This is a genomic window from Kitasatospora sp. NEAU-69, assembly GCF_057158765.1.
This window is the reverse complement of sequence record NZ_JBWXUE010000001.1, coordinates 299,229-321,045: the sequence shown is the minus strand read 5'-3', so window position 1 is coordinate 321,045 and position 21,817 is coordinate 299,229. Positions and strand designations below refer to the sequence as shown.

At 72.5% G+C, this 21,817-nt stretch carries 21 protein-coding genes; 11 read left to right on the top strand and 10 right to left on the bottom strand.

What is annotated here, in order from left to right; all coding sequences use genetic code 11:
• Nucleotides 1–72: 72 nt before the first annotated feature.
• From AC060L_RS01345 to AC060L_RS01330, 4 genes are all read right to left on the bottom strand, one after another.
• On the bottom strand, nt 73–2,607 hold the full coding sequence (locus tag AC060L_RS01345; RefSeq protein ID WP_483796356.1) for an acyl-CoA reductase: 2,535 nt from the start codon (nt 2,605–2,607) through the stop codon (nt 73–75).
• Nucleotides 2,604–3,782, bottom strand: a complete 1,179-nt coding sequence (locus AC060L_RS01340; protein WP_483796354.1) for a LuxE/PaaK family acyltransferase — start codon at nt 3,780–3,782, stop codon at nt 2,604–2,606. Before AC060L_RS01340 ends, AC060L_RS01345 begins: the two co-directional genes overlap by 4 nt.
• A complete protein-coding gene (locus tag AC060L_RS01335; protein ID WP_483796353.1) occupies nt 3,779–4,936 on the bottom strand; it encodes a GNAT family N-acetyltransferase in 1,158 nt (385 codons plus the stop codon). Before AC060L_RS01335 ends, AC060L_RS01340 begins: the two co-directional genes overlap by 4 nt.
• Before the next feature lie 373 nt (nt 4,937–5,309).
• Nucleotides 5,310–5,522, bottom strand: a complete 213-nt coding sequence (locus AC060L_RS01330) for a cold-shock protein (protein WP_483796351.1) — start codon at nt 5,520–5,522, stop codon at nt 5,310–5,312.
• 174 nt (nt 5,523–5,696) lie between these two features.
• On the opposite strand from AC060L_RS01330, the gene AC060L_RS01325 reads away from it, so the two are divergent.
• Entirely contained in the window at nt 5,697–6,407 is a 711-nt protein-coding gene (locus AC060L_RS01325) for an HAD family hydrolase (RefSeq protein ID WP_483796350.1), read from the top strand.
• 37 nt (nt 6,408–6,444) lie between these two features.
• Here the strand turns inward: AC060L_RS01325 and AC060L_RS01320 are convergent, their stop codons facing one another.
• The 3 genes from AC060L_RS01320 to gndA form a co-directional block, all read right to left on the bottom strand.
• Nucleotides 6,445–7,242 (bottom strand): family 1 encapsulin nanocompartment shell protein, encoded by a 798-nt coding sequence (locus AC060L_RS01320; RefSeq protein ID WP_483796348.1) that lies wholly within the window; start codon nt 7,240–7,242, stop codon nt 6,445–6,447.
• Entirely contained in the window at nt 7,239–8,345 is a 1,107-nt protein-coding gene (locus AC060L_RS01315; RefSeq protein WP_483796347.1) for a Dyp-type peroxidase, read from the bottom strand. Before AC060L_RS01315 ends, AC060L_RS01320 begins: the two co-directional genes overlap by 4 nt.
• A gap of 77 nt (nt 8,346–8,422) precedes the next feature.
• On the bottom strand, nt 8,423–9,865 hold the full coding sequence (gndA, locus tag AC060L_RS01310) for an NADP-dependent phosphogluconate dehydrogenase (protein ID WP_483796345.1): 1,443 nt from the start codon (nt 9,863–9,865) through the stop codon (nt 8,423–8,425).
• A 252-nt stretch (nt 9,866–10,117) separates the two neighbouring features.
• Between gndA and AC060L_RS01305 the strand changes: the two genes are divergently transcribed.
• The 3 genes from AC060L_RS01305 to AC060L_RS01295 are packed head-to-tail and all read left to right on the top strand — an operon-like array spanning nt 10,118 to nt 13,763.
• Nucleotides 10,118–10,672 (top strand): PadR family transcriptional regulator, encoded by a 555-nt coding sequence (locus AC060L_RS01305; protein ID WP_483796344.1) that lies wholly within the window; start codon nt 10,118–10,120, stop codon nt 10,670–10,672.
• Entirely contained in the window at nt 10,669–11,403 is a 735-nt protein-coding gene (locus AC060L_RS01300; protein ID WP_483796342.1) for an ABC transporter ATP-binding protein, read from the top strand. Before AC060L_RS01305 ends, AC060L_RS01300 begins: the two co-directional genes overlap by 4 nt.
• A complete protein-coding gene (locus tag AC060L_RS01295; RefSeq protein ID WP_483796340.1) occupies nt 11,400–13,763 on the top strand; it encodes an FtsX-like permease family protein in 2,364 nt (787 codons plus the stop codon). The genes AC060L_RS01300 and AC060L_RS01295 overlap by 4 nt, the downstream gene beginning before the upstream one ends.
• Nucleotides 13,764–13,951: 188 nt before the next feature.
• Here AC060L_RS01295 and AC060L_RS01290 read toward each other — a convergent pair whose 3' ends face one another.
• Complete coding sequence (locus tag AC060L_RS01290) at nt 13,952–14,218, bottom strand: hypothetical protein (RefSeq protein ID WP_483796338.1); 267 nt, start codon at nt 14,216–14,218, stop codon at nt 13,952–13,954.
• A 328-nt stretch (nt 14,219–14,546) separates the two neighbouring features.
• On the opposite strand from AC060L_RS01290, the gene AC060L_RS01285 reads away from it, so the two are divergent.
• The 4 genes from AC060L_RS01285 (at nt 14,547) to AC060L_RS01270 (ending at nt 17,753) form a co-directional block, all read left to right on the top strand.
• Nucleotides 14,547–15,596, top strand: coding sequence for a glycosyltransferase family 2 protein (locus AC060L_RS01285; RefSeq protein WP_483796336.1), 1,050 nt, complete (start codon nt 14,547–14,549; stop codon nt 15,594–15,596).
• Between the two features lie 141 nt (nt 15,597–15,737).
• Complete coding sequence (locus AC060L_RS01280; protein ID WP_483796335.1) at nt 15,738–16,022, top strand: DUF427 domain-containing protein; 285 nt, start codon at nt 15,738–15,740, stop codon at nt 16,020–16,022.
• Between the two features lie 34 nt (nt 16,023–16,056).
• Nucleotides 16,057–16,818, top strand: coding sequence for a YoaK family protein (locus AC060L_RS01275; RefSeq protein WP_483796333.1), 762 nt, complete (start codon nt 16,057–16,059; stop codon nt 16,816–16,818).
• 149 nt (nt 16,819–16,967) lie between these two features.
• Nucleotides 16,968–17,753, top strand: a complete 786-nt coding sequence (locus AC060L_RS01270; RefSeq protein ID WP_483796331.1) for an SGNH/GDSL hydrolase family protein — start codon at nt 16,968–16,970, stop codon at nt 17,751–17,753.
• Nucleotides 17,754–17,839: 86 nt separating this feature from the next.
• Here the strand turns inward: AC060L_RS01270 and AC060L_RS01265 are convergent, their stop codons facing one another.
• Nucleotides 17,840–18,127: a hypothetical protein gene (locus AC060L_RS01265; protein WP_483796330.1), complete on the bottom strand. Its 288-nt coding sequence runs from the start codon at nt 18,125–18,127 to the stop codon at nt 17,840–17,842.
• Between the two features lie 54 nt (nt 18,128–18,181).
• Entirely contained in the window at nt 18,182–18,340 is a 159-nt protein-coding gene (locus AC060L_RS01260; protein ID WP_483796329.1) for a hypothetical protein, read from the bottom strand.
• A gap of 107 nt (nt 18,341–18,447) precedes the next feature.
• Between AC060L_RS01260 and AC060L_RS01255 the strand changes: the two genes are divergently transcribed.
• The 3 genes from AC060L_RS01255 to AC060L_RS01245 all read left to right on the top strand — a co-directional run bounded on the left by AC060L_RS01255 (nt 18,448) and on the right by AC060L_RS01245 (nt 21,816).
• On the top strand, nt 18,448–19,092 hold the full coding sequence (locus AC060L_RS01255; RefSeq protein ID WP_483796328.1) for a TetR family transcriptional regulator: 645 nt from the start codon (nt 18,448–18,450) through the stop codon (nt 19,090–19,092).
• Nucleotides 19,093–19,286: 194 nt separating this feature from the next.
• Nucleotides 19,287–19,631, top strand: coding sequence for a rodlet layer protein (locus AC060L_RS01250; protein ID WP_483796326.1), 345 nt, complete (start codon nt 19,287–19,289; stop codon nt 19,629–19,631).
• A gap of 442 nt (nt 19,632–20,073) precedes the next feature.
• Nucleotides 20,074–21,816, top strand: coding sequence for a glycosyltransferase family 2 protein (locus tag AC060L_RS01245; RefSeq protein WP_483796325.1), 1,743 nt, complete (start codon nt 20,074–20,076; stop codon nt 21,814–21,816).
• Nucleotide 21,817 lies beyond the last annotated feature (1 nt).

The following is a 21,817-nucleotide window of genomic DNA, read 5'->3' as shown; positions in this document are numbered from 1 at the left end:
CCCCAAAGAGGAGTGAGGGTGGGGTGACGGCAGTCGCCGTCACCCCACCCTTCGTCAGCGGCCGCGCGCCCGTCAGAGGTTGCGCACCCGCAGGTCGATCACCTCGCGGAGCTTGCCGCTGCCCGCCGTGCGCTCGAAGGCGTCCGACGGCAGCGACTCGACCCGCAGCTCCACCAGCCGGTCCCGCTCGACGGCCGCGAGCAGATCGGCGTAGCCGTCCAGGAACGCCCGAGTGACCTCGACCAGGTCGAACTCCACCTCGTCAGAACGTTCCAGACGCACCGTCAGCGACTCGCCGGCCGTCTCGTCCTCGGCCAGCACGATCTGCAGCGCGCCGCGGTGGCCCAGCACCTCCTCCGCCACCGTGGTGAACCGCCGGTAGTTGAGGAAGTGGCTGCCGCTGCGGAAGATGTCGCCGAACCGGCCGAGCAGCTCGAACCGCGGGGTGCGCCGACCGCAGTCGCACTCCCCCGGCACCCAGCGGCCGAGGTCGCCGATCTCGTAGCGGTCGAGCCGCTGGCCGCGGCGGGTGTGCGCGGTGAAGACCAGTCGGCCCGGCTCACCGGCCGGCGCCGGGCGGTCCGCGTCCCGGTCCAGGATCTCCAGGGTCTGCAGGCCGCTGAACAGGTGGTGCACCCGGGCCGGGGCGTTCGCGCACTGGTAGCCGAGCGGGCCCGCGTCCACGCTGCCGTAGGCCGCCGAGCGGATCAGCTCCACGCCGAACTCCTCTCGCAGCCAGTCCTGCTGGGCCTGGGGGAAGTGCTCGCCGCCGAAGAAGACCTTGCGCACCCCGCGGTAGCCGCGCAGCTCCTCGGCGCCCTCGGTGAAGACCCGCAGCAGGTAGTTCGGCATGCCGAAGAGCGTGTCCACCCGGTGCGAGACGATCGACCGGGCGACCAGCAGGTGGTCGTCCTGCGCGGCCATCGGGAACTGCACCGCCTGCAGCGTCTCCAGCACCGAGAAGAAGCTGTTGTAGCCGCCGTAGAGCAGCCCGCCGAAGAACAAGTTCATTGCTCGGTCGGTGCGCGGGTCGAAGCCCGCCGCGAGCAGGCCCTCGGCGCCGGAGCGCATGTGCTCGTGGTAGTCGTCCCAGGCGAACGCGGAGAGCTTGGGCGCGCCCGAGCTGCCGCCGCTGCGGAAGAAGACCTCGGCCCGGCTCAGATCGCCCTGCAACTGCTCGAACTCGGTCTTCGCGGTCACAGCGACCTCGGGCACCGCCAGCTCGCGCACGCCCACCAGGTCGTCCAGGCAGGCGTCACCGGTGAACCGCTCGTCCAGCTGGACGTCCACCCGGCGGCTGTAGCGCTGCAGCGCGTAGACGCCGTCGTGCGGCTCGCCGTCGTAGGAGCCGAGCATGCCACCGGGCACGGTGACCCGCTGGGCGCCGGCGGCCAGCACCAGCGTGGCCAGCGCGGCCGTGTCGGGCCGGTCGGCGCCGATGCCGACGGTCTGCAGGTACCGGCGCATCGGGCGCAGCACCTCGACGATCCGGGTGCGCGGCAGCGGCTTGACCCAGACCGTGCGGTGCAGCGGCGAGGCGCGCAGTGCGCTGCGCAGGTCGGCGAGCACGTGCCAGCTGCCGTCGGGCGCCGCGTGCACCCGGGTCAGGCCCAGGTGCTGCTCCAGACCGGCCACCAGCACGGTGTTGCTGATCTCCGCGCTCTCCAGCAACTCCGGCTCGCGCGGGTCGAGTTCGGCGACCGCCTCGGCCAGCACGGCGGCGAAACGGTCGGCGAAGGCGAAGACCTGCTCCTGGTCCTCGGTGTCCAGGTAGACCACCTGCGGGCTGGAGCAGGCCTGTTGCTCCAGGCGGCAGACGTCGTCGGCGATCGCCCGCAGCGCTGCGGGCTCGGCCCAGGAGTGCTCGGTGAGGTAGGCGAACGAGAGCTTGGGGCCCCAGTCGACCAGCCGGCAGCCGGCCGGCACCAGCGCGGCCACCCCGGCCAGCGCCTCCTCGCCGCCCCAGGCGGCGACCGCGTCGGCGTGCGCGCAGAGCCGGGCCAGCCAGTCGGTCCGGCTGTGCGGGAAGGCCAGCGCGATCACCCGGTCGGCGATCGCGCCGGTCGGGTCGAGCGCCGCGAGCTCGGCCAGCAGCAGCTGGGCGAACCGCGAACTCGCGCTGGTCTTGGCCGCGTTCACGTTCCCGGCGAGCAGCCCTTCGATCACGCTGAGCGCCCCGGCCGCGGGCGCGTTGCCCGGCGTCACGTGCACCAGCAGCCCGACCGGCAGCCAGCCCTCGAAGATCTCCCGGCGGAAGTCGAAGCGGGCGAGCCGGCCCGGATCGCTGCCACCGAGCTCGCGCATCAGCTTGGACTCCAGCGCCTCGCGCTCCAGCGCCTCGGCCACGTCGCGCAGGGTCCGCTCGGCCTCCGCGGCCGGGATCCGGTCGGCCGTCAGCTCCTCGGCGAGCAGCTTGGCGGCCCGGCTCGACGGATCGCGCAGCGCGGCGGAGAGCCGGTCGCAGGCGGCCAGCACGGTGAGCGGGCTGAGCCGGGGCCCGGTGAGGACGGCGTGCAGCCGCTCGTCGAGCTGGTCGAGCCGGCGGTCCGCCTCGGCGTCGGAGACGAACTCGCCCTGCCAGTAGTGGATGAGCTGGTCGGTGGTCACGAGTTCCCCTTGAGCATCTCGGCGGCGGCGATGGCGCAGCTGCGGTTGCGGCTGAGTCCGGCCCGCCCGTGCACGGCGAACCAGGGCGTGGGCAGGCCGCAGCCACACTCCTCGGGCGAGTGCTGCGACACCAGGTCGCCCATGAGCACCGACTGGGCCGGCACCGAGGTGATGTACGGCGAGACGAACTGGGCGTAGCCGCGCTCGCCGTAGGGCAGCGGGCGCAGCGGGCGCACGTCGCGCACCAGCATCCGGGACCAGGTCGGCACGTGCAGGCGGTGGTTGGTGCACTCCATGTAGAGCACCGAGTGCTCCACCGCGCCGTAGCCGTCCCGGATCCGCTCGTCCGGGATGCCCAGCTGCTCGTGGATCCGCCGGTACAGCTCCGGCTTGGCGACCTGCTTGTCGGCGTGGCCCTTCCAGCCGCCGCCGAAGACCACCAGCGACTTGGGGTGCAACTCGACCGGCGGCAGGCCGAGGTCGCGCATCCGGTCGAGCGTGAAGGAGAGGAAGGCCGGGAACCCGAGGATCCGCACCGGTGCGCCCTCCTCGGCGTAGCGCAGCAGCGCGCGCACGCAGCCGAACGGGTCGAACTCGTGGCCGCTGCCGGTGTGCTTGAGCGCGTACTCGACCGAGCGGACCGGCGCGAACTCGCACAGGTACTCGTCCGTGAACGAGGTGCCCAGGTTGAGTCCGGGGCGCGGCTGGTAGTTGGAGAGCAGGTAGTTGACCGGCTCCTCCTCACCGAGCCAGCCGTAGGAGTCGAAGACCCGGGCGACCATCCGCTGCCCGTTGCGCAGCGTCCACTCGTCGAAGAACATCTGCGACTTCTGACCGGTGGTGCCCGAGGACGTCACGTGCAGCTTGACGTCCTGCTCGGGTATCGAGACCACCTCGTGCGCCTTGAAGAAGTTGGCGTGCACGAAGGGCAGTCGGGCGAGCTCGGCGACGTCCGCCGAGTCGAGCGGGCGCCGCGACGCCTCGCTGTCCGCCCAGAGCTTCGCGAAGAACGGCGAGCGGGCGGCGTGCCAGGCGTTGGACTCGTTCATCGCCTCGGCGAACAGCCGGTCGGTCTCGGCGCCGACGGTGTACGGCTCGGCGAGGTCGCAGAGCCGCTGCACGTGCGCCAGTGCCTCCGGGTCCGGAACCTGGACCGGGTCAAGGTAGTTCGTCACTGGAACACCCCATGCGTGTTGAGGTACTGCTGCTTCCACAGCTCGATGTACTGCTCGGTGAACGGCTGGAAGGCCGCGTCGATGGACAGGCCGCGGAAGTCCAGCGGCTGCAGGCTGCGGGCCATCACCACGTAGTCGCGGTAGCCGGCGCCCTGCCGGCGCATCGCCGGGTAGGCCGCGGCGGGCAGGAAGCCGTGCGCGAGCAGCAGCCGCAGGTCCTGGTAGTGGTCGAGCGGTAGCAGCGTCTCGATGTGCGAGGCGCCGTACTCGGCGAGCCGGGCGATCAGCTCCTCGAACTCGTCTGCCAGCGCGGCGAGTCCGGCGTTGGCGCCGATCAGTGCGCAGTAGCCGTCGGAGCGGCCGAGCTGGGCGAAGACCTCGTGCCGGCCGTCCGCCGAGGAGAGCATCACATTCGGCGCATGGAACGGGTAGAAGCGCTGCTCCGGGTCGGGCAGCGTCTCGCTGATCCGCCGCAGCACGAAGCGCGGCGCATCGACGAACTCGAACTCCGCTGCGGCGGTGCGGGTTTTGCGGACCGGCAGCGGCTCGGGGTCGATCTCGGGCAGCGGCTGGCCGGGCAGGCCGATCGCCGTGTCCAGTGCCTTCACCAGGCCCGCCAGCGCGGCCGGCACCCGGTCCACCGGCAGCCGCTGCTCCAGTACGCCGGGGCGGTGCTTGGCCAGCAGCACCATGGTCTCGTGCCGATCGGCCTTGCGCAGGTTCGGGAAGATGCCCAGGCCGCGGAACCCGGCGCTCAGACAGACCCGCTGCGGCGCGGTCGAGTTGGTGCGCGCGGTCGCGTAGACGGAGTCGGCGGCGTGCTCCCCGCTCAGCAGCAACTCGCTGAGCCGGCGCACCGCCTGGTGGGCGAGCCCGCTGCCACGGGCGTCCGGATGGATGGCCAGGCCCTGGAGCTTGCCGAGCCGGTCCTGCGGATCGACCGAGCCGATGATGGAGCCGACTATGCGCCCGCCGCTGCCGCCGTCCGATTCCCGGGCGACCAGCCAGGTGGTGCGCGGCGAGGCGATCTCGCGCGCCATCACCTCCGGATCGGTGCCGATCGGCAGCGCATAGCTGCTCCCGTAGACCTGCCGATAGAGCGACAACAGCCCGTTGATGTCGCCCGGTTGAACGGCAGTGAACTGATGGGTCAAAAATACCTCCCCAGATCACCGATGCGCGCACGGATCAACGCGGCGCATCACAGAGCTCTCCTCACGATCGGATGCGTCGACCCGGGTGGGGGTGGGGCGCATGCGGAAATCCGCGTAGGGCGGATGCCGTGCCGTATTCGCCGCCGGAATGGGGGTACCCGGCGGTCTTTCGGCCAAAAGGAGGAGACGGCCGCGGGATGCCGCGGCCATCTCCTTCACCCTAGCGCGCGCCGATGGGGCTGATCGTCCGTCAACTCCACCACCAGCTCGAATGATGGTCGAATGCGATCGAGATCACAGGACGTCGGCGGACGACTACGGCGTGCACACAGGTATTCAGCCGGGGTTGCGCTACTTTCCGGCCGAATACGCTTCAGGCCTCCACCATCACCTCGTCGGCCTGCATGCCCTTCTGCCCCTGCACCGCCACGAAGGTCACCTTCTGACCCTCCACCAGGGACTTGAATCCGTCCCCCTGAACGGCCCGGAAGTGCACGAACAGATCGGGCCCGCTCTCGGGCGTGATGAAGCCGTAGCCCTTCTCGTCGTTGAACCACTTCACGGTGCCGTGCTGCCGTTCTGCCATAGCTGCCCCTCGATCAGGTCAGGTCGCGTCATGTCGCAGCGGTCGCCCGGCGACCGCCAACCGGATCCTGCCACAATGCGGGCTCTGCGTGCACGAGGAGCTACACAGCGTGATGGCGTCGGGTCCCGGAAAACCGTGTGACGGACCGTCAGTCCGCTCCCTAGGGTGCGCCGTATGCGACACAGCCAGCGACAGGTCCTCGTCTTCGACGCCGACGACACCCTGTGGGAGAACAACATCCGCTTCGAGCGTGCGATCGACGCCTTCCTCGACGAGGTGGTCCCGGCCGCCACGGACCGCACCGCTGCGGACCGCACCGCCGCCCGGGCGCTGCTCGACCGGGTCGAGGCGGCCAACGCCCGCACCCACGGCTACGGCGCCCAGGTCTTCCTACGCAGCCTCGGCGACGCCTTCGAGGAACTGCGCGGCCGCCGGGCCGACAGCGCCGAGCAGCGCCGTTTCGCGGCGCTGGCCGGCTCGATCAGCAGCCGGGAGGTCGAGCTGATCCCTGGCGTGCCGCAGACGCTGGCCGCGCTGGCCACCCGGCACGAACTCCTGTTGCTCACCAAGGGCGCCGAGGCCGAGCAGCAGGCGAAGATCGACTCCTCCGGCCTGGCCAGGCACTTCAGGTCCGTGCACATCGTGCCCGAGAAGGACGTCGCGGCCTACCGCCGGCTGCTCGGCGACCACGGCCTGCCGGCGGAGCGCACCTGGATGATCGGCAACTCCCCGAAGTCCGACATCCTCCCCGCCCGGCAGGCGGGGCTGAACGCGGTGTTCATCCCCAACCCGCACACCTGGTCACTGGAGGACGCCGAACTCGACCCGGCGGACGGCGGTGTGCTGCACCTCGGCGCCTTCACCGAGCTGGCCGAGCACTTCTGAGTCCGGCGATCCGAGTCCGGCAGTCCGGCAGTCCGCCTCAGACCGTCAGCGCCACCGCCGCCTCCGGGGAGTACAGCGAGAAGGTCAGCGACTCCTGGAGGTAGAGCCGGACGCTGTCGGCGTCGTGCGACTGGTAGCCGATCGACAGGTCCTGGCCCAGGTGGAGCTCGAAGTCGCCGCCCCGGGTGGAGAGGACCAGGGCGCCCGGCAACGCGGGCGCCCAGACGATGTCGCCGGTGACCACGCGGGCCAGGTGCTGGCGGACCGGGTAGCCGTGGTTGGACGTCTCGTTGACGGCGGTGTAGGCGTCGGCGCCGAGCAGCAGGGTGTACGGCCCGTCGACGCCCGCCAGGCGCAGCGTGGTCAGCGCGCGGCTGACCGCGTCGGGGTAGCCCGTGACGTCGGCCGGCAGCGCTATCGGCGCGTTGCCGACGCCGCCGCGCAGGCCGGTGATGCCGGCGGCCGGCCAGCCCTCGAAGATCGCGGTGTCCTCGGCCAGCGCGATGGTCCGGGCGGCGTCCTTGACCGGCTGCCAGTCGGAGTCCTTGGAGCCGCGCTCGACGTCGTCGACCGCCTGACGGTCCAGCGTGAACGGGACCCGCAGCTCGACCACCGGCCGCGCCTCGCGGGCGTGCGTCTCGGTGCCGGGCACCAGCGGCTGGATCGCCCGGCGGTGCCCGGAGCCGACCGCCGCGAGCTCGGGGCCGGCCGGGCCGTCCAGGTCGACCACCCGGCGCCCGGCCACGTGCAGGGTGAAGGTGCGCCGGGCCTCCTCCTCGATCTGTGCCCACGCTTCGGTGGAGATCGGGGCCAGGTCGCGGTGCAGGTTGTTCATCGCGGGGTGCTCCTTCGCAGGCTGCCGATGCCCAGCGAGCCGTCCGAGGAGGCCCGGAGCGGCGGGGCGGCGTCGGCGGGATGGTGGTCGGGGGTCTGGGGCTCGGTTGTCCGGGGCTCGGTCGTCCGGGGCTGGGCCCGCTCGGCGGCGTCCGGCAGGGCCGGCGGGTTCTCCAGGAACTCGGCGGGCGGCACGACGAAGAGCCCGCCGGTGACCGCCGTCGAGAAGTCCAGCAGCCGGTCGTGGCTGCCGCGCGGGCTGCCGAGGAACATGTTCTCCAGCATCTCCTCGGTGACCGCCGGGGTCCGGCAGTAGCCGATGAAGTAGGTGCCGAACTCGCGGCTGCCGAACGAGCCGAACGGCATGTTCATCCGCAGGATCTGCCGCTCGGTGCCGTCCGCCGCCGGCTCCAGGGTGGTCAGCGCGACGTGCGAGTCGGCGGGCTTTCGGCTGTCCGGCAGCTCGATGTCGTCGAGTTTGGTGCGGCCCACCGCGTACTCCTGGGCCTCGACCGGCAGCGCGTTCCAGCCCTCCAGGTCGTGCAGGTACTTCTGCACCACCACGTAGCTGCCGCCGGCGAACGCCGGGTCCTCCGCGCCGATCAGCGCCGCCTCGTCCGCCTCGCCGTCCACCGGGTTCTCGGTGCCGTCGACGAAGCCGAGCAGGTCGCGCTCCTCGAAGTACTTGAAGCCGTGCGTCTCGTCGGCCACCTCGACGGCCGGGCCGAGCCTGCGCATCAGCTGGCCGGCCAGCTCGAAGCAGACGTCCATCCGGGAGGCCCGCAGGTGCAGCAGCAGGTCGCCGGGGGTGGCGGGCGCGGTGTGCCGGGCGCCGCGCAGCTCCCTGAACGGGTGCAGCTCGGCCGGGCGCGGCCCGCTGAAGAGCCGGTCCCAGAGCTGCGAGCCGATGCCCAGCACACAGGCCAGCCCGGCGGACGGCACCCGGAAACCGACCGAGCGCTGCAGGCCGGCCAGTTGGGGCAGCAGCTCGCGCACCGCTGGCTCGCCACCCGGGCGCACGGTGAGCACCAGGAAGAGCGCCGCGCTGGTCAGCGGGGTCCGCACCGGCTGCGGCCGGGCCGCGCCCGGGGACTGCTGCTCCACTTGTTCCGCTCCGTTCGCCCGGTCCGCCCCGACCGCCGCTATGTGATCCGCGTGATCCGCTGTCGGCCGATCCACCGTCATCGCTCCTCTTCGCCCTGGTCGCCGGCCCAGCGGGTGTGGAACACCCCGTCGCGGTCCACCCGCCGGTAGGTGTGCGCCCCGAAGTAGTCCCGCTGCCCCTGGATCAGCGCGGCTGGCAGCCGGTTCGCGCGCAGCGCGTCGTAGTACGCGAGCGCGGTCGCGAAGCCCGGTGCCGGGACGCCGAGTTGCGCTGCCGTCGAGACGACCCGCCGCCAGGACGACTGCGCCCGGCCGAGCGCCGCGCTGAAGTACTCGTCGGTGAGCAGGCTCACCGGCTCGCGGTCACCCCGGTAGGCCTGCTCGATCCGGCTGAGGAAGGCCGCCCGGATGATGCAGCCGCCGCGCCAGATCGAGGCCATCGCACCGGGCGCGATCCCCCAGCCGTACTCGGCGCTGCCGGCCTGGATCTGCTGGAAGCCCTGCGCGTACGCGACGATCTTGGACGCGTACAGCGCCTGCTCGACGTCCTCGGCGAACCGGTCGGAGGCCGCGCTGTCCAGCCAGGTCTCGGTCGGTCCCGGCAGGCCGGCGCAGGCCTCGCGCAGCTCGGCGCTGCCGGAGAGCGAGCGGGCGAAGACGGCCTCGGCGATCCCGCTCACCGGCACGCCGAGCTCCAGCGCGATCTGCACCGTCCAGCGCCCGGTGCCCTTCTGCTCGGCGCGGTCCTGGACGACGTCGACGAACGGGCGCCCGGTCGCCTCGTCCTGGTGGCCGAGCACCTCGGCGGTGATCTCGATCAGGTAGGACTCCAGCCGGCCGGCGTTCCAGCCCCGGAAGATCTCGGCGATCTCGGCCGGCTGGCGCCCGGCGCCGTGCCGCAGCAGGTCGTAGGCCTCGGCGATCAGCTGCATGTCGGCGTACTCGATGCCGTTGTGCACCATCTTGACGAAGTGTCCGGCGCCGTCGGGGCCGACGTGCGTGCAGCACGGCTCGCCGTCGACCTTCGCCGAGATCGACTCCAGCAGCGGGCCGAGCGACTCGTAGGCCTCGGCCGTGCCGCCGGGCATGATGCTCGGCCCCTCCAGCGCGCCCTGTTCGCCGCCGGAGATGCCGGTGCCGACGAAGTGCAGGCCGTGCGCGCGCAGCGCCGCCTCGCGCCGCCGGGTGTCCTGGAAGTGCGCGTTGCCGCCGTCCACCACGATGTCGCCGGGCTCCAGCAGCGGCACCAGCTCGTCGATCACGGCGTCGGTCGGCTCACCGGCCTTGACCATCACGACGATCCGCCGGGGCCGGTCCAGCGCGGCGACGAACTGCGCCATCGTCTCGGTCGGCACGAAGGCGCCCTCGTGGCCGAACTCGGCCATCAGCGCACTGGTCCGGGCCGGGGTCCGGTTGTGCAGGGCGACCCGGTGCCCGTGCCGGGCGAAGTTGCGGGCCAGGTTGCGGCCCATGACGGCCAGTCCGGTGACGCCGATGTCGGCGGTCTTGTGCACGGGCATGTACGGGGAGCTCCAGACGCTGGTCGGTGACGGTCCCCACCCTGCCGTGCTCGCGGGGGTGAAGCACTGCGGCGCGCCCGCCGGACGGGCTACAGCGTCCGTACGGCGGGCGTACCTCGTCAGAAGCGGTCCCCTCGAACGTGACGTCCGGTCAGCCTCTGCTGAGCCGCCGTCAGGGTGCCGCCGGGCAAAGGGCGGGGAGCTGGACGACGGTATGCACTATGTGTATACCTGCTGTGTATAGTCGCTCGCATGTCACTGGGTCACACCATCCTCGGGCTCCTGGAGTCCCACCCGCGCCACGGCTACGACCTCAAGCGCGCCTACGACGAGAGCTTCGGCCAAACCCGCGCCCTGCACTACGGCCAGGTCTACGCGACGCTCTCCCGGCTGTTGAAGAACGGCCTGGTCGAAGTGGACGGCACCGAGCCGGGCGAGGGCCCCGAGCGCAAGCGCTACGTCATCACGGACGCCGGCATCACCGACGTCACGCAGTGGCTGGCCGCGCCGGAGAGCCCCGCGAGCCACCTGCAGAGCACGCTCTACACCAAGGTCGTGCTGGCACTGATGACCGGCCGTTCGGCCCGCACGCTGCTGGACGCCCAGCGCACCGAACACCTGGGCTACATGCGCGAGCTGACCCGCCGCAAGCTGACCGGCGACCTCGCCGACCAGCTGCTCTGCGACCACGCGCTGTTCCACCTGGAGGCCGACCTGCGCTGGCTGGAGCTGACCGCCGACCGGCTGGACGAGCTGGCCGAGAAGATCCGGACGGACCGGACGGACCGGACGGAGGGGTCCCGATGACGCTCTCGCACCTCGACGAGTCGGCCGCCGACCCGCACCCGGCATCCGGCCCGCACCCGGCCGCGGCGACCGGCGCCCTGCTCGCCGGCATCGACCTGCACAAGGCCTTCGGCCCCAGCACCGCGCTGACCGGCGCCTCACTGCACGTGGCGCCCGGCGAGCTGGTCGCCGTGATGGGCGCCTCCGGCTCCGGCAAGTCCACCCTGCTGCAGTGCCTGGCCGGGATCATCCGCCCCGACCGCGGCAGCGTCAGCTACCGCGGCCAGGACCTGGCCGGCCTCGGCGACTCCGCGCGCAGCGCGCTGCGCCGCACCGACTTCGGCTTCGTCTTCCAGTTCGGCCAGCTGGTGCCCGAACTCTCCTGCCTGGAGAACGTGGCGCTGCCGCTGCGCCTGAACGGGCTGCGCCGCCGCGAGGCCGAGCGGCTCGCCGCGCAGTGGCTGGAGCGGCTCGACGTCGCCGAGGCGGCCGGCCGGCGGCCCGGCGAGCTCTCCGGCGGGCAGAACCAGCGCGCCGCGATCGCCCGGGCGCTGGCCACCGAGCCCGCCGTGGTCTTCGCCGACGAGCCGACCGGCGCGCTGGACTCGCTGAACGGCGAGAAGGTGATGCGGCTGCTCTGCTCGGCCGCCCGGGAGGCGGGCGCCGCGGTCGTGCTGGTCACCCACGACCTGCGGATCGCGGCGTACGCGGACCGCGAGGTGCTGGTGCGCGACGGGCGGACCGGCTCGTGACCCGCACTACCGAGACCCGTACCGCCACGACCCGCAGCACCGGGACACGTACCACCGCTGTGGCCCGCTGGGCGATCGACCTCGCGCTCGGCCTGCGGATGTCGCTGCGCGGCGGGCGCGCCAACCTGCTGCGCACCGTCCTCACCGCGTTCGGCGTCGGGGTCGGGGTCGCCACGCTGCTGCTGGCCGCCTCGTTCCCGACCATCCGGCACCACCGGGACGACCGGCTGCGCGAGCAGTCCGGCGCGCTGATCTCCGCCCCGCACGCCGACCGCTCCTCGCACAGCCTGCTGATCACCGACGCGAGCACGGTCTTCCACGGCCGCGAGGTGGTCGGCCGGGCCGTCCGGCCCGAGGGGCCCGACGCACCGCTGCCGCCCGGCCTGAGCCACTACCCGGCTCCCGGCGAGCTCGCGGTCTCCCCCGCACTCGGTGCACTGCTGCGCTCGTCCGGCGGCGCGCTGCTGCGCGAGCGGCTGCCGCAGCCGATCACCGGCACGATCGGCCCGGCCGGGCTGCCCGGCCCCGCCAACTACGCGTTCTACCTCGGCAGCGACAACCTGAGCGCCGACGACCCGATGACGGTGCGGCTCGACCACTTCGACGAGCAACTGCTGCCCAAGCCGCTCGACCCGGTGCTGCTGCTGCTCACCGCGGCGGGCGTGGTGATCCTGCTCGCCCCGGTCGCGGTCTTCATCGGCGCCGCGCTCCGGTTCGGCAGCGAGGCCCGCGACCGGCGGCTCGCCGCGCTGCGGCTGGTCGGTGCCGACCGGGCCACCACCGCCCGGATCGCGGCCGGTGAATCGCTCGGCAGCGCCCTGCTCGGTCTGGGCATCGGCGTGGCGGTCTTCCTGATCGGCCGGCAGCTGATCGAGCACGTCAGCGTGGCGGGCCTGAGCGTCTTCACCGACGACGTCCAGCCGCAGCCGGTGCTGGCTGCGGCCGCGCTCGCCGCCGTCCCGGTGCTCGCGGTGCTGGTCACGCTGGTGACGCTGCGGCGGGCCGGCGTCGAGCCGCTCGGCGTGGTGCGCGGCGCGCGCACCCGGCCGCGGCGGATCTGGTGGCGGGTCGCGCTGCCGCTGGCCGGCACGGCGCTGCTGCTCGACGAACGCGACCGGTACTCCGGGATCAGCGGCGGGCCGAGCTTCGCCGTACTGACCGTCGGACTGCTCTGCCTGCTGGCCGGCACCACGCTGCTGCTGCCCGGCGTGCTGGAGCTGGCCACCCGGGCGCTCGGCGACGGTCCGCCCTCCTGGCAGCTGGCCGTCCGCCGGATCCGCTTCGATCCCGAGACCGCGGCGCGCCCGCTCGCCGGGGTGGTGGTCACCGTGGCGGGCGCGATCGCGCTGCAGACGCTGCTCGGCGGGCTGAACGCCGACCGGTCGCCGCAGTTCACGCCGGGCCACCGGCCCGACCCGGCCGTCATGATCGCCGAGTTCCCCGCCGGCGCGCCCCGGGTCTCGGCCATCGCGGACCGGCTGCGGCACGCACCGGACGTGCTCGACGCGACCGGCTACACCGCGCTGTACGCGTTCGACGGTCTGACCGGCACACCGATACTGGTCGGCGACTGCGCCACGCTGCGCACGCTCGCCGAGGTCACCGACTGCGCGGACGGCGACATCTTCGTCGGGCGCGGGCTCGACGTCGGCGCCGGCGCCACCGCACGGCCGGCCGGCACGCTGAAGGTGGAGAACAGCCGGCAGACCACCACGCCCTGGCAGGCCCCGGCCGCCCGCGCGGTCGTCGACCTGCTGCCGGACCCGACGGGCCTCCCGGCGCGCACCACGGTGCTGGCCACACCGGGTGCGGTACCGGCCGAGCTGCTGCGCGGGCGGACCGCGCAGGTCCGGCTGCGGGCCGACGTCACCGCCCGCGACGTCGAGGAGCAACTGCGCACCAGCGTCGCGCTGATCGACCCGCACGCCGGCCTCACCCGGCCGACGGACGATCAGCCCGACAACACGTTCGCCGGCATCCGCCGCGCGCTGACGGCCGGCACGGTCGCCGTACTGGCCCTGATCGGCGCCGGCATGCTGATCGGCACGGTGGAACAGCTCCGCGACCGCCGAAGGACCCTGGCCGTGCTGACGGCCTTCGGCACCAGCCGCCGGACGCTCGCGCTGTCTCTGCTGCTGCAGAGCGCCATCCCGGTGCTGCTCGGCCTCGCAGTGGCCGTCGTGGTCGGCACCGGCCTCGCGGCCGCACTGCTGAACCTCGCGCACCTGTCGCTGGACTTCCCGTGGAGCGAGATCGCACTGCTCGCCGGCGCCGGCGGTGCGGTGGTCCTGCTGCTGACCACGCTGAGCCTGGTGGAGCTCTGGCGCGGGGTGCGGGCGACGGCACTGCGATACGAGTAGCACCGGGATACGAGGAGTCAGCCTTCCGCGATCGTTAAATGGCAAAGGGCGAGCAAAGTACGACACCCGTGCGGACCCCCGCTGACCTGCGGGGGTCGAACGGCGGGGGTTACCTCAGGTAGCAGGTGCCGTGCGTGACAGAAAGTCAGCCATACCGACTTTCAGCGCACCTGACGGACCGGCACGCATCAGACGTATCGGGCCGCCTCGATCGGTGACGTCGGTGACGGCGCCGACGCCGGCACCGGTGGCGCCTCGCGCGCCGCGTGGCGCGCTCCCCCTCGACCGCCCCGTCGGCCGCCACGGCCGCCGGTCGGGCGGGGGCGGCCGGTGCGGGTGCGGCCGGGCCCCCGGGCGGCGCGGTGGCGGCGGGCCGCCGCCCGGGCCGGGTCGGTGACGCTCAGCAGCAGGGCCAGCAGCGGCGGGACCGTCAGCAGCAGCAGATTGAGGGTCACAGAGGAGCACCTTCCGGTCGTGAGCGAACGGCTTGACTGGAGTGTCGCCCGCCCGACGCGCCGGCAACCGCGCATCACACGGCCGCCCGGCCGGATCACCCGGCGGGCCGATGCACCGCTCCGGCAGGCGGCCGCACTGCGCTCCCATCCGGGTGACCACCCGTAACCCGGCGCCCGCGCTACGCGCGTCGATCACGCGCCCACTGTGCTGGCAAATCGCCCAACAGGTGAGGATTTGGTGATCGGTCAGACCCATTCACCCGGAAGAACCCGAATAGTCCGTTCTCTTCCCTTGCTGGGTACCTGTCACCGACCTACCTTCACGCTCATGCCGCAACCCCTGCTCAGCGTCATCCTCCCCGCCTTTGACCAGCAAGAACAGCTCGCCGCCTGCCTGGACTCGATCCTGGACCAGTCCTTCGGCGGCTTCGAGGTCATCGTCGTCGCGGACCGCTCCCCCAGCTCCCCGAACGAGATCGGGCCCGCCGCCGCGGACCCGCGCGTGACGGTGCTGCGGCTCGACGCCGCCGTCGGGATCGGGCGCAGCCGTAACGCGGGCGCCGCCCGGGCCAGTGGGCGGTACCTGCTCTTCCTCGACAGCGACCACCTGGTGCTGCCCGGCGCCTTCCTCACCATGGCCGACCGCCTGCGCGAACTCGGCGAGCTGGCCAAGCTGCACGAGCCCGAACCCGGCAGCGGACAGCCGCAGGAGCCCGACGTGCTGCTCTTCGGCCACAACCGGCTGCACGCGGGCCGGGTCTGGCCCGGCGTGGCCGAGCGGTTCCTGGCCCGGACCGGCACCGAGGGTGCGTTCGGACTGCTCGACCACCCCGAGCTGTTCGAGCTGCCCGTGCACTCCTGGGACCGGCTGATCAGCCGCCGGCTCTGGGAGGCCGAGGCACTGGCGTTCCCGGACGGGCGGTACGAGGAGATCCCGACCGTCCACCAGGCGATGCTGACGGCCCGCCGGATAGCCGTCCTGGACCAGGAGCTGGTGCAGCTGCGCCGGCGCCAGACGGTCCACCCGGCCGGCTCGCCGGGCGCCAGCGAGTTCGACCTGTTCGACCAGTACGAGCACAGCCACGAGCTGCTCGAACGGCACCCGGAGCCGGCCGCGCTGCGGCCGTACCTGTTCGTCCGGATGATCCGCCACTACCTCTTCGTGCTGGACCTCGCGGGGTGCGTCAGCCGGGCCGAGCGCCCGCAGTTCTTCCACCGGGCCGTCGACCACTACCGGCGCCTGCAGCCGGACGGGTTCCGCAAGCCATCGGGCCGCGAGGGCGTCAAGTTCTCGCTGCTCGCGGGCGGCGCGTACAGCGCATTCGAGGTCGCCAAGCTCTCGCAGATCGCCCGGACGGCCATCTCCTCGCGCGGCTGACCACGGCCGGGCCGGGGGCGTCGAGCGGGTGGGCCTGGCGGGGTCCGGCGGGCGGTGCGGCCTGACCGGACCGGCTCGCCGTAGGCTGGGTACTCCTGACACGAGAGTCCCCCGGCACAACCCGAGGCGAGGAGTGGCCCGATGCCCACCGCACACTGGAACGGCCGAGTGATCGCCGAGAGCGACGACACCGTCGTGGTCGAGCGGAACCACTACTTCCCGCTGGACGCCGTCCGGGCGGAGTACCTGGCGCCGTCCGAGACCACCTCGATCTGCCCGTGGAAGGGCACCGCGAGCTACTACTCGCTGATCGTGGACGGCGAGCACAACCCGGACGCGGTCTGGTACTACCCCGACCCGAAGCCGGAGGCCGAGCAGGTGCGCGACCGGGTCGCGTTCTGGCACGGCGTGGAGGTCCGGGACTAGGTCCCCACCGGCTGCGTCTCGTGAGCGGCGTCTCATGAGCAACGCGATGAGCGGGGGCCGGGCGCTGCTGCGCGGCGTCCGGCACACCCTGCTGCCCGCCCGCGGCGACCGGCACGGCCCGCTGCCGCCGCTGCTGCTCACGCTGACCGTGCTGAGCGGAATCATCGACGCCGTCAGCTACCTGGTACTCGGTCACGTCTTCGTGGCGAACATGACCGGAAACGTCGTCTTCCTCGGCTTCGCGCTCGCCGGGGCCTCGGGGTTCTCGATCAGCCGCTCGGCGGTCGCGCTGGCCGCCTTCGCGGCCGGCTCGTACCTGGGCGGACGGATCGTCAGAGCGCAGACGCACCGGGCCCGGGCACTGCTGCGCGGGGTGTTCGTCGAGATGCTGCTGCTCACCTTCGCGGCCGTGCTGGTGGCGGTCACCGAGACGAGCGGTGACACCCGGCACCAGCTGGCCACGGCCGCGACGGCGGCCGCGATGGGCCTGCAGAACGCGGTCGTGCAGACGCTCCGGGTGCCCGATCTGACCACCACCGTGATGACCCGGACGATCGCCGGCCTGTTCGCCGAACACGGCAGCAGCGGCGTACTCACCGAGGCGGCCGGGCGCCGGCTGCTCTCGGTGCTGGCACTCGCCGTCGGCGCGCTGGCCGGCGCCTCGCTCGCGCTGCACGTGAGCCGGACGCTGGCGGCCGCGGCGCCCGCCGTGCTCGCCACCGCGGTGGCGCTCGTGCTGCTGCGCCACGCCCGGTCGACGGCGGACTGGACCCGCGTCAACGGCGCTCCCGGCTGAACCGGGCCGGCTGACCGCGTGGACGCGTGGAGCTCCGTGCGTGCCCCCACCACCTGCCTATTCCCAGCATCCGGGTGGCCAACGTCACGCTGCGCCACCCCACACCTACGGTGGCGTAGGTCACTTGAGGCAGTGAAGTATTTCGTTCCATGGCTGACCATCTGGAGACCGTTGACCCCATCAGCTCCTACGTGGCCCTCGGCGACAGCTTCACCGAGGGTCTGAACGACCCGAACCCGGACGGCACCTTTGCCGGCTGGGCCGACCGCCTCGCCACGCTCCTCGCGGACCGCCTGCCCGACGCGGAGTTCCGCTACGCGAACCTCGCGGTGCGCGGGCGGCTGCTCGACCAGATCGTCGCCGAGCAGGTGCCTCAGGTCCGCGCGATCGAGCCGGACCTGGTGACCTTCATCGCCGGTGGCAACGACATCCTGCGGCCGGGCAGCGACCCGGACGAGGTCGCCGAACGGTTCGAACGCGCCGTCCTGGAGCTGCGCGAGTCGACCAGGACGGTGCTGATCGCCACCGGGTTCGACACCCGTGGCATCCCGGTACTGCGCCACCTGCGCGGCAAGATCGCCACCTACAACGTGCACCTGCGGGCGATCGCCGACCGCAACGACTGCGTGGTGGCCGACCTCTGGTCGCTGCGCGCCCTTCAGGCCCGGCCGGCCTGGAGCGAGGACCGGCTGCACCTCTCCTCCGAGGGGCACCAGCGGGTCGCGCTACTGGCCGCTCGCGCGCTCGGTCTGCCGACCGCCGAGGACCCGGCCGAGCCGTGGCCGGGGCTCACCGAGCACACGCCGGCCGAGGCACGGCGGGAGAACCTGCAGTGGGCCCGCGACTACCTGCTGCCGTGGGTCGGTCGGCGGCTGCGCGGCGAGTCCTCGGGCGACAACGTCGAGGCGAAGCGCCCGGACCTGCTGCCGCTGTAGCCGCTCGGGTCGGAACGACGGAACGGGTCCGGGGTGCGGCGATCGCCGCGCCCCGGACCCGTCCGTCCGTCCGTTCTGACGAAGCGTCAGCCCCAGATCCGCAGCAGCGTGCCGTGGCTGGACAGGATGGTGAACGCGAGCACGCCCAAGTCGGCGGCACCGAGCGCGAGCCCGAGCAGCGCGCGGCCGCGCCGGGCGGTGCCGCGGACCAGCGCGACCGTGCCGAGGACGAGCGCGCACGGTCCGAGGACGACGTTGAAGAGCAACAGGCCGATCAGGCCCAGCACGAACGAGGCGACGGCCATCCCGTCCGCCTCGCCGGTGCGCTGCGCGACACGGGCCGTGGGCTGCTGAGGGTGTGTCATGGCGTCCATTCGAACTCCCCTTCCGAGTGGCTGAGTCTGTGGCTGTGGCTGTGGCTGTGCGGGTCAGTGCTGGCGGCGGACCCGGGCCAGGTACTCACGGGCACCGAAGGCGAGCAGCCAGGCCGCGATGCCGGCGGCAGCGGCGAGGAAGACCGGCATCGTGGTGTGGGCGGCGGCGCCCAGCAGCAGGCCCAGCACGGCGAGTGCGACGAGGAAGATCATCTCAGCGGCCTTTCGGGACAGCCTCGGACAAGTTCAGCTAACAAGTGTTCGCTGACATCTCCAGAGTACGCTGGCGCGATTCAGCAAACAGTTGTTTACTGAATGACGTGAGTCACACTTCCCCCGCCACCGGCGTCCGGCAGGCCCAGAAGGAGCAGAGCCGCCGCGCACTGCTCGACGCCGGCCTGCGGCTGCTCGAACACCAGAACCTCAGCGGCCTCGGCGTCCGCGAGGTCACCCGGGCCGCCGGACTGTCACCGGCCGGCTTCTACCGGCACTTCCGCGATCTGGACGAGCTGGGCGTGGTCCTGGTGACCGAGTCGCTGCAGAGCCTGCACGCGATGATCCGCACGGTGCTGGCCGAGCAGGCCGAGCCGGACGCGACGATCGACCACGCCATCGCGGTGGTCGCCCGGCACGTCCGCGAACACCGGGCGCACGTGCGGTTCCTGGCCCGCGAGCGGCACGGCGGCGTACGCGCCGTTCGCGCCGCGATCACCGCCGAGCTGGACGCGTTCACCGGCGAGACCGCCGCCGCGCTCGCCACCCAGCCGCAGAGCGCCGGCTGGAGCGAGCAGGACCTGCGGATGCTGGGCGCGCTCTACGTCGAGCACCTGGTCGCCACCGCCATCGCGCTGCTGGAGGCGCCGCCGGAGTCCCGCAGCGCCCAGCAGCGGATCGTCGCGCTGGCTCGCGACCAGCTGCGCCTGATCAGCCTCGGCCGCCGCCACTGGCCCACCGACGCTCACTGACCGATCAGCTCGCTCACCGATCGGTTCACTGACCGATCGTCAGCGGTGCGCCCGCCCGCCACGCCGGACGGGTGAGAGCGCAGCTCAGGCAGTGTCCTGGCAGCCGGCGGTGCGTTGAACGCAGCGTCGGTTCACAAGCCGGCGGCGCGGCGCGGGGTGCGGCGCAGGCCGGTCACTGTCGAAAGGAAAGACCCATGCTCAAGAAGGCTCTGGCGGGCGCCGGTATCGCGATCGCCTCGATGGCCGCGATGGCCACACCCGCGATGGCGATCGGCGACGCCGACGGTTCGGCGGCCTCGATCTCCGGCAACGGCGGCACCAACGCGACCGGCACCGCGGGCGACCACAGCCCGAACTACCACACGCTGGACAACGCGAACATCTGCCTGCCCGAGGTGCACCACGTGCAGGTCGGCATCCTGGTCCCGGTCCAGGTGGACGTGCCGATCGCCAACCAGCAGCAGCACCAGATCTGCAACGTCGGCCAGACCACCCAGGCGAACGGCGACGGCGCGCTGCTCTCGCACGCGATCGGCTGACCCGGCCGCTCCGAGCGCGGGGGCCTGTCGTCAGACCCCCTTCGTCGCCCGCAGGGCGGCTTGGCGGCGTCAGGTGCGTTCCCCCAGCCTTCGGCCGGGAGGTGCCCCCATTCGGCGTGCCGGGCGCAGGCCCTCGTACTGGACGTACTTGGGCCTGTGCCCGGTGCGGCGAGAGTGCGTGCATGGCGTCGCCGAGCAGAAGGGGGTCTGACGACAGGCCCCCACTCACCGTCCGGCCCCGCGGAGTCGCTCCGCGGGGCCGGCGCGTTTTCCCCGAGCATGAGCATGGACCCCGAGCCCCGAACCCCCGACCCCGGCCGGCCTCGTGCCGTTGCGCCAGTGTTCACCCGCGGGCGCCCGGGCGCCACCCCGCTGAAATAAGTGGTCTATACCAATCGGTTACAGTGTCCTCGGAAGCTGTCACAACGGCTGTGGGGGCCATATGACTGTTCATCATCTTCCCGCGCCACCGAACGACCAGGAGCTCTACTGGTACTTCGGTCCACAACGCCGATGGGTACTGATCTGCACATCTCTCGCCTTCGTCCTGACCGCGGCGACCATGCTCACCTTCGCGCTGCGCACACCCGCCCTCTGGGCGTTCCTCGCGGTCCTGGCGCTCAACCTGCTCGCACTCGCGCTCTCCTCGGTCAACAGCCTGCGCCAGCGCCGGCTCACCCGGCGCTCGCACGAGGTGCTGATCCGGGCCTGGCAGCCGACCCAGGTGCCGAGCGTCGACCTCTACCTGCCGACCTGCGGCGAGCCGCTCGACGTCCTCGCCAACGCCTACCGCGCGGTGGCCGCCGTCAACTGGCCCGGAGAGCTCACGATCTGGGTGCTCGATGATGCCGATCGCAGCGAAGTCGCCGACCTTGCAGCCGAGTTCGGCTATCGCTACACGGTCAGGCCGGATCGCGGAAAGCTGAAGAAGGCCGGCAACCTCAACCACGCGCTGACCCTGAGCAGCGGCGAGTACATCGGCATCCTGGACGCCGACTTCGCGCCGCGCGCGGACTTCCTGCAGCACCTGCTGCCGTACTTCGCCGACCCCGAGGTCGGGATCGTGCAGAGCCCGCAGTGCTTCGACACCGACGGCTCGATGAACTGGATCGAGCGCGCGGCCGGCTCCGCGCAGGAGTGGTTCTTCCGCTGGATCCAGCCCTCCCGGGACGCCAGTGACGCGGCCATCTGCTGCGGCAGCAACGCCGTCTACCGGCGCAGCGCGATCGACGCGGCCGGCGGCTTCGCCCGGCTCGACCACAGCGAGGACATGTACACCGGACTCGCCCTCTACGAGCGGGGGTTCCGCACGCTGTACGTCCCGGTGCTGGTCGCCAAGGGCACCTCGCCGGACAGCCTGGCCTCCTTCGTCAACCAGCAGTACCGCTGGGCGATGGGCAACCTGCACCTGCTCGGCGGCCGCGACCTCAAGCGGATGCGGGCGCCCTGGCGGATGCGGCTCTGCTTCTACGAAGGCATCGTCGGCTACCTGACGATGGCCGTGAACGTCTTCGCCGCGCCGCTGCCGCCGCTGGTGATGATGTACTGCTACCCCGGCCAGATCCGGCCCTGGCACGTGCTCCCGCTGCTCGCCCCGCTCTGGCTCTGGCACGTGCTGCTGCCACGGGTCAGCCGCACCCGCTGGCGCAGCGAAGTGGTCCGGGCGAACGTGCTGATCAGCATCGCGGCAGCCGCGGCCTTCCTCGACACCGTGCGCGGTCGCAGCGCGGCCTGGGTGCCGACCGGCGCCGGACGGGCCAAGCCGGGCGGGCTGGCCCGCCGGGTGGTGCTGGTCGCGCTGATGTGGACCACGGGCTCGATCGCGGCGGCGGCCGGCGGACTCGCGCTGGACGTCGCCGGGCACGGCTGGGCGCCGAACTGGGGACTCGGGCTCTACCTGCTGGTGCAGTGCCAGCTCGGGCTGCCGCTGATCCGGGACCTGATCGCACAGCTGCGTCCGCAGCCCCGGCGGCGCACCGCCGCGCTGCCAAAGGGTGCAGCGACGGGGGGTGCAGCGACGGCGGGTGTAGCGACGGGGGGTGCAGCGGTGGGGGGTACCGCTGTCGCCGGTGCGGGAGTGCTGCCCCGGCGCTGGCCGGAGGCGCTGGCCGTGACGGCCGCCCTCGCCCTGACCGCCCTGCTCGCCACCGGCTGGGTCAGCCCGATGCTGCCCTGGCTGCGCTGAA

What these genes read in the sequence shown, in the direction of transcription:
- AC060L_RS01330 (WP_483796351.1), bottom strand. Translation starts at nt 5,522, where the DNA reads ATGGCAGAACGGCAGCACGGCACCGTGAAGTGGTTCAACGACGAGAAG.
- AC060L_RS01325 (WP_483796350.1), top strand. Translation starts at nt 5,697, where the DNA reads ATGCGACACAGCCAGCGACAGGTCCTCGTCTTCGACGCCGACGACACC.
- AC060L_RS01320 (WP_483796348.1), bottom strand. Translation starts at nt 7,242, where the DNA reads ATGAACAACCTGCACCGCGACCTGGCCCCGATCTCCACCGAAGCGTGG.
- gndA (WP_483796345.1), bottom strand. Translation starts at nt 9,865, where the DNA reads ATGCCCGTGCACAAGACCGCCGACATCGGCGTCACCGGACTGGCCGTC.
- AC060L_RS01305 (WP_483796344.1), top strand. Translation starts at nt 10,118, where the DNA reads ATGTCACTGGGTCACACCATCCTCGGGCTCCTGGAGTCCCACCCGCGC.
- AC060L_RS01300 (WP_483796342.1), top strand. Translation starts at nt 10,669, where the DNA reads ATGACGCTCTCGCACCTCGACGAGTCGGCCGCCGACCCGCACCCGGCA.
- AC060L_RS01285 (WP_483796336.1), top strand. Translation starts at nt 14,547, where the DNA reads ATGCCGCAACCCCTGCTCAGCGTCATCCTCCCCGCCTTTGACCAGCAA.
- AC060L_RS01280 (WP_483796335.1), top strand. Translation starts at nt 15,738, where the DNA reads ATGCCCACCGCACACTGGAACGGCCGAGTGATCGCCGAGAGCGACGAC.
- AC060L_RS01275 (WP_483796333.1), top strand. Translation starts at nt 16,057, where the DNA reads ATGAGCAACGCGATGAGCGGGGGCCGGGCGCTGCTGCGCGGCGTCCGG.
- AC060L_RS01270 (WP_483796331.1), top strand. Translation starts at nt 16,968, where the DNA reads ATGGCTGACCATCTGGAGACCGTTGACCCCATCAGCTCCTACGTGGCC.
- AC060L_RS01265 (WP_483796330.1), bottom strand. Translation starts at nt 18,127, where the DNA reads ATGGACGCCATGACACACCCTCAGCAGCCCACGGCCCGTGTCGCGCAG.
- AC060L_RS01260 (WP_483796329.1), bottom strand. Translation starts at nt 18,340, where the DNA reads ATGATCTTCCTCGTCGCACTCGCCGTGCTGGGCCTGCTGCTGGGCGCC.
- AC060L_RS01250 (WP_483796326.1), top strand. Translation starts at nt 19,287, where the DNA reads ATGCTCAAGAAGGCTCTGGCGGGCGCCGGTATCGCGATCGCCTCGATG.
- AC060L_RS01245 (WP_483796325.1), top strand. Translation starts at nt 20,074, where the DNA reads ATGACTGTTCATCATCTTCCCGCGCCACCGAACGACCAGGAGCTCTAC.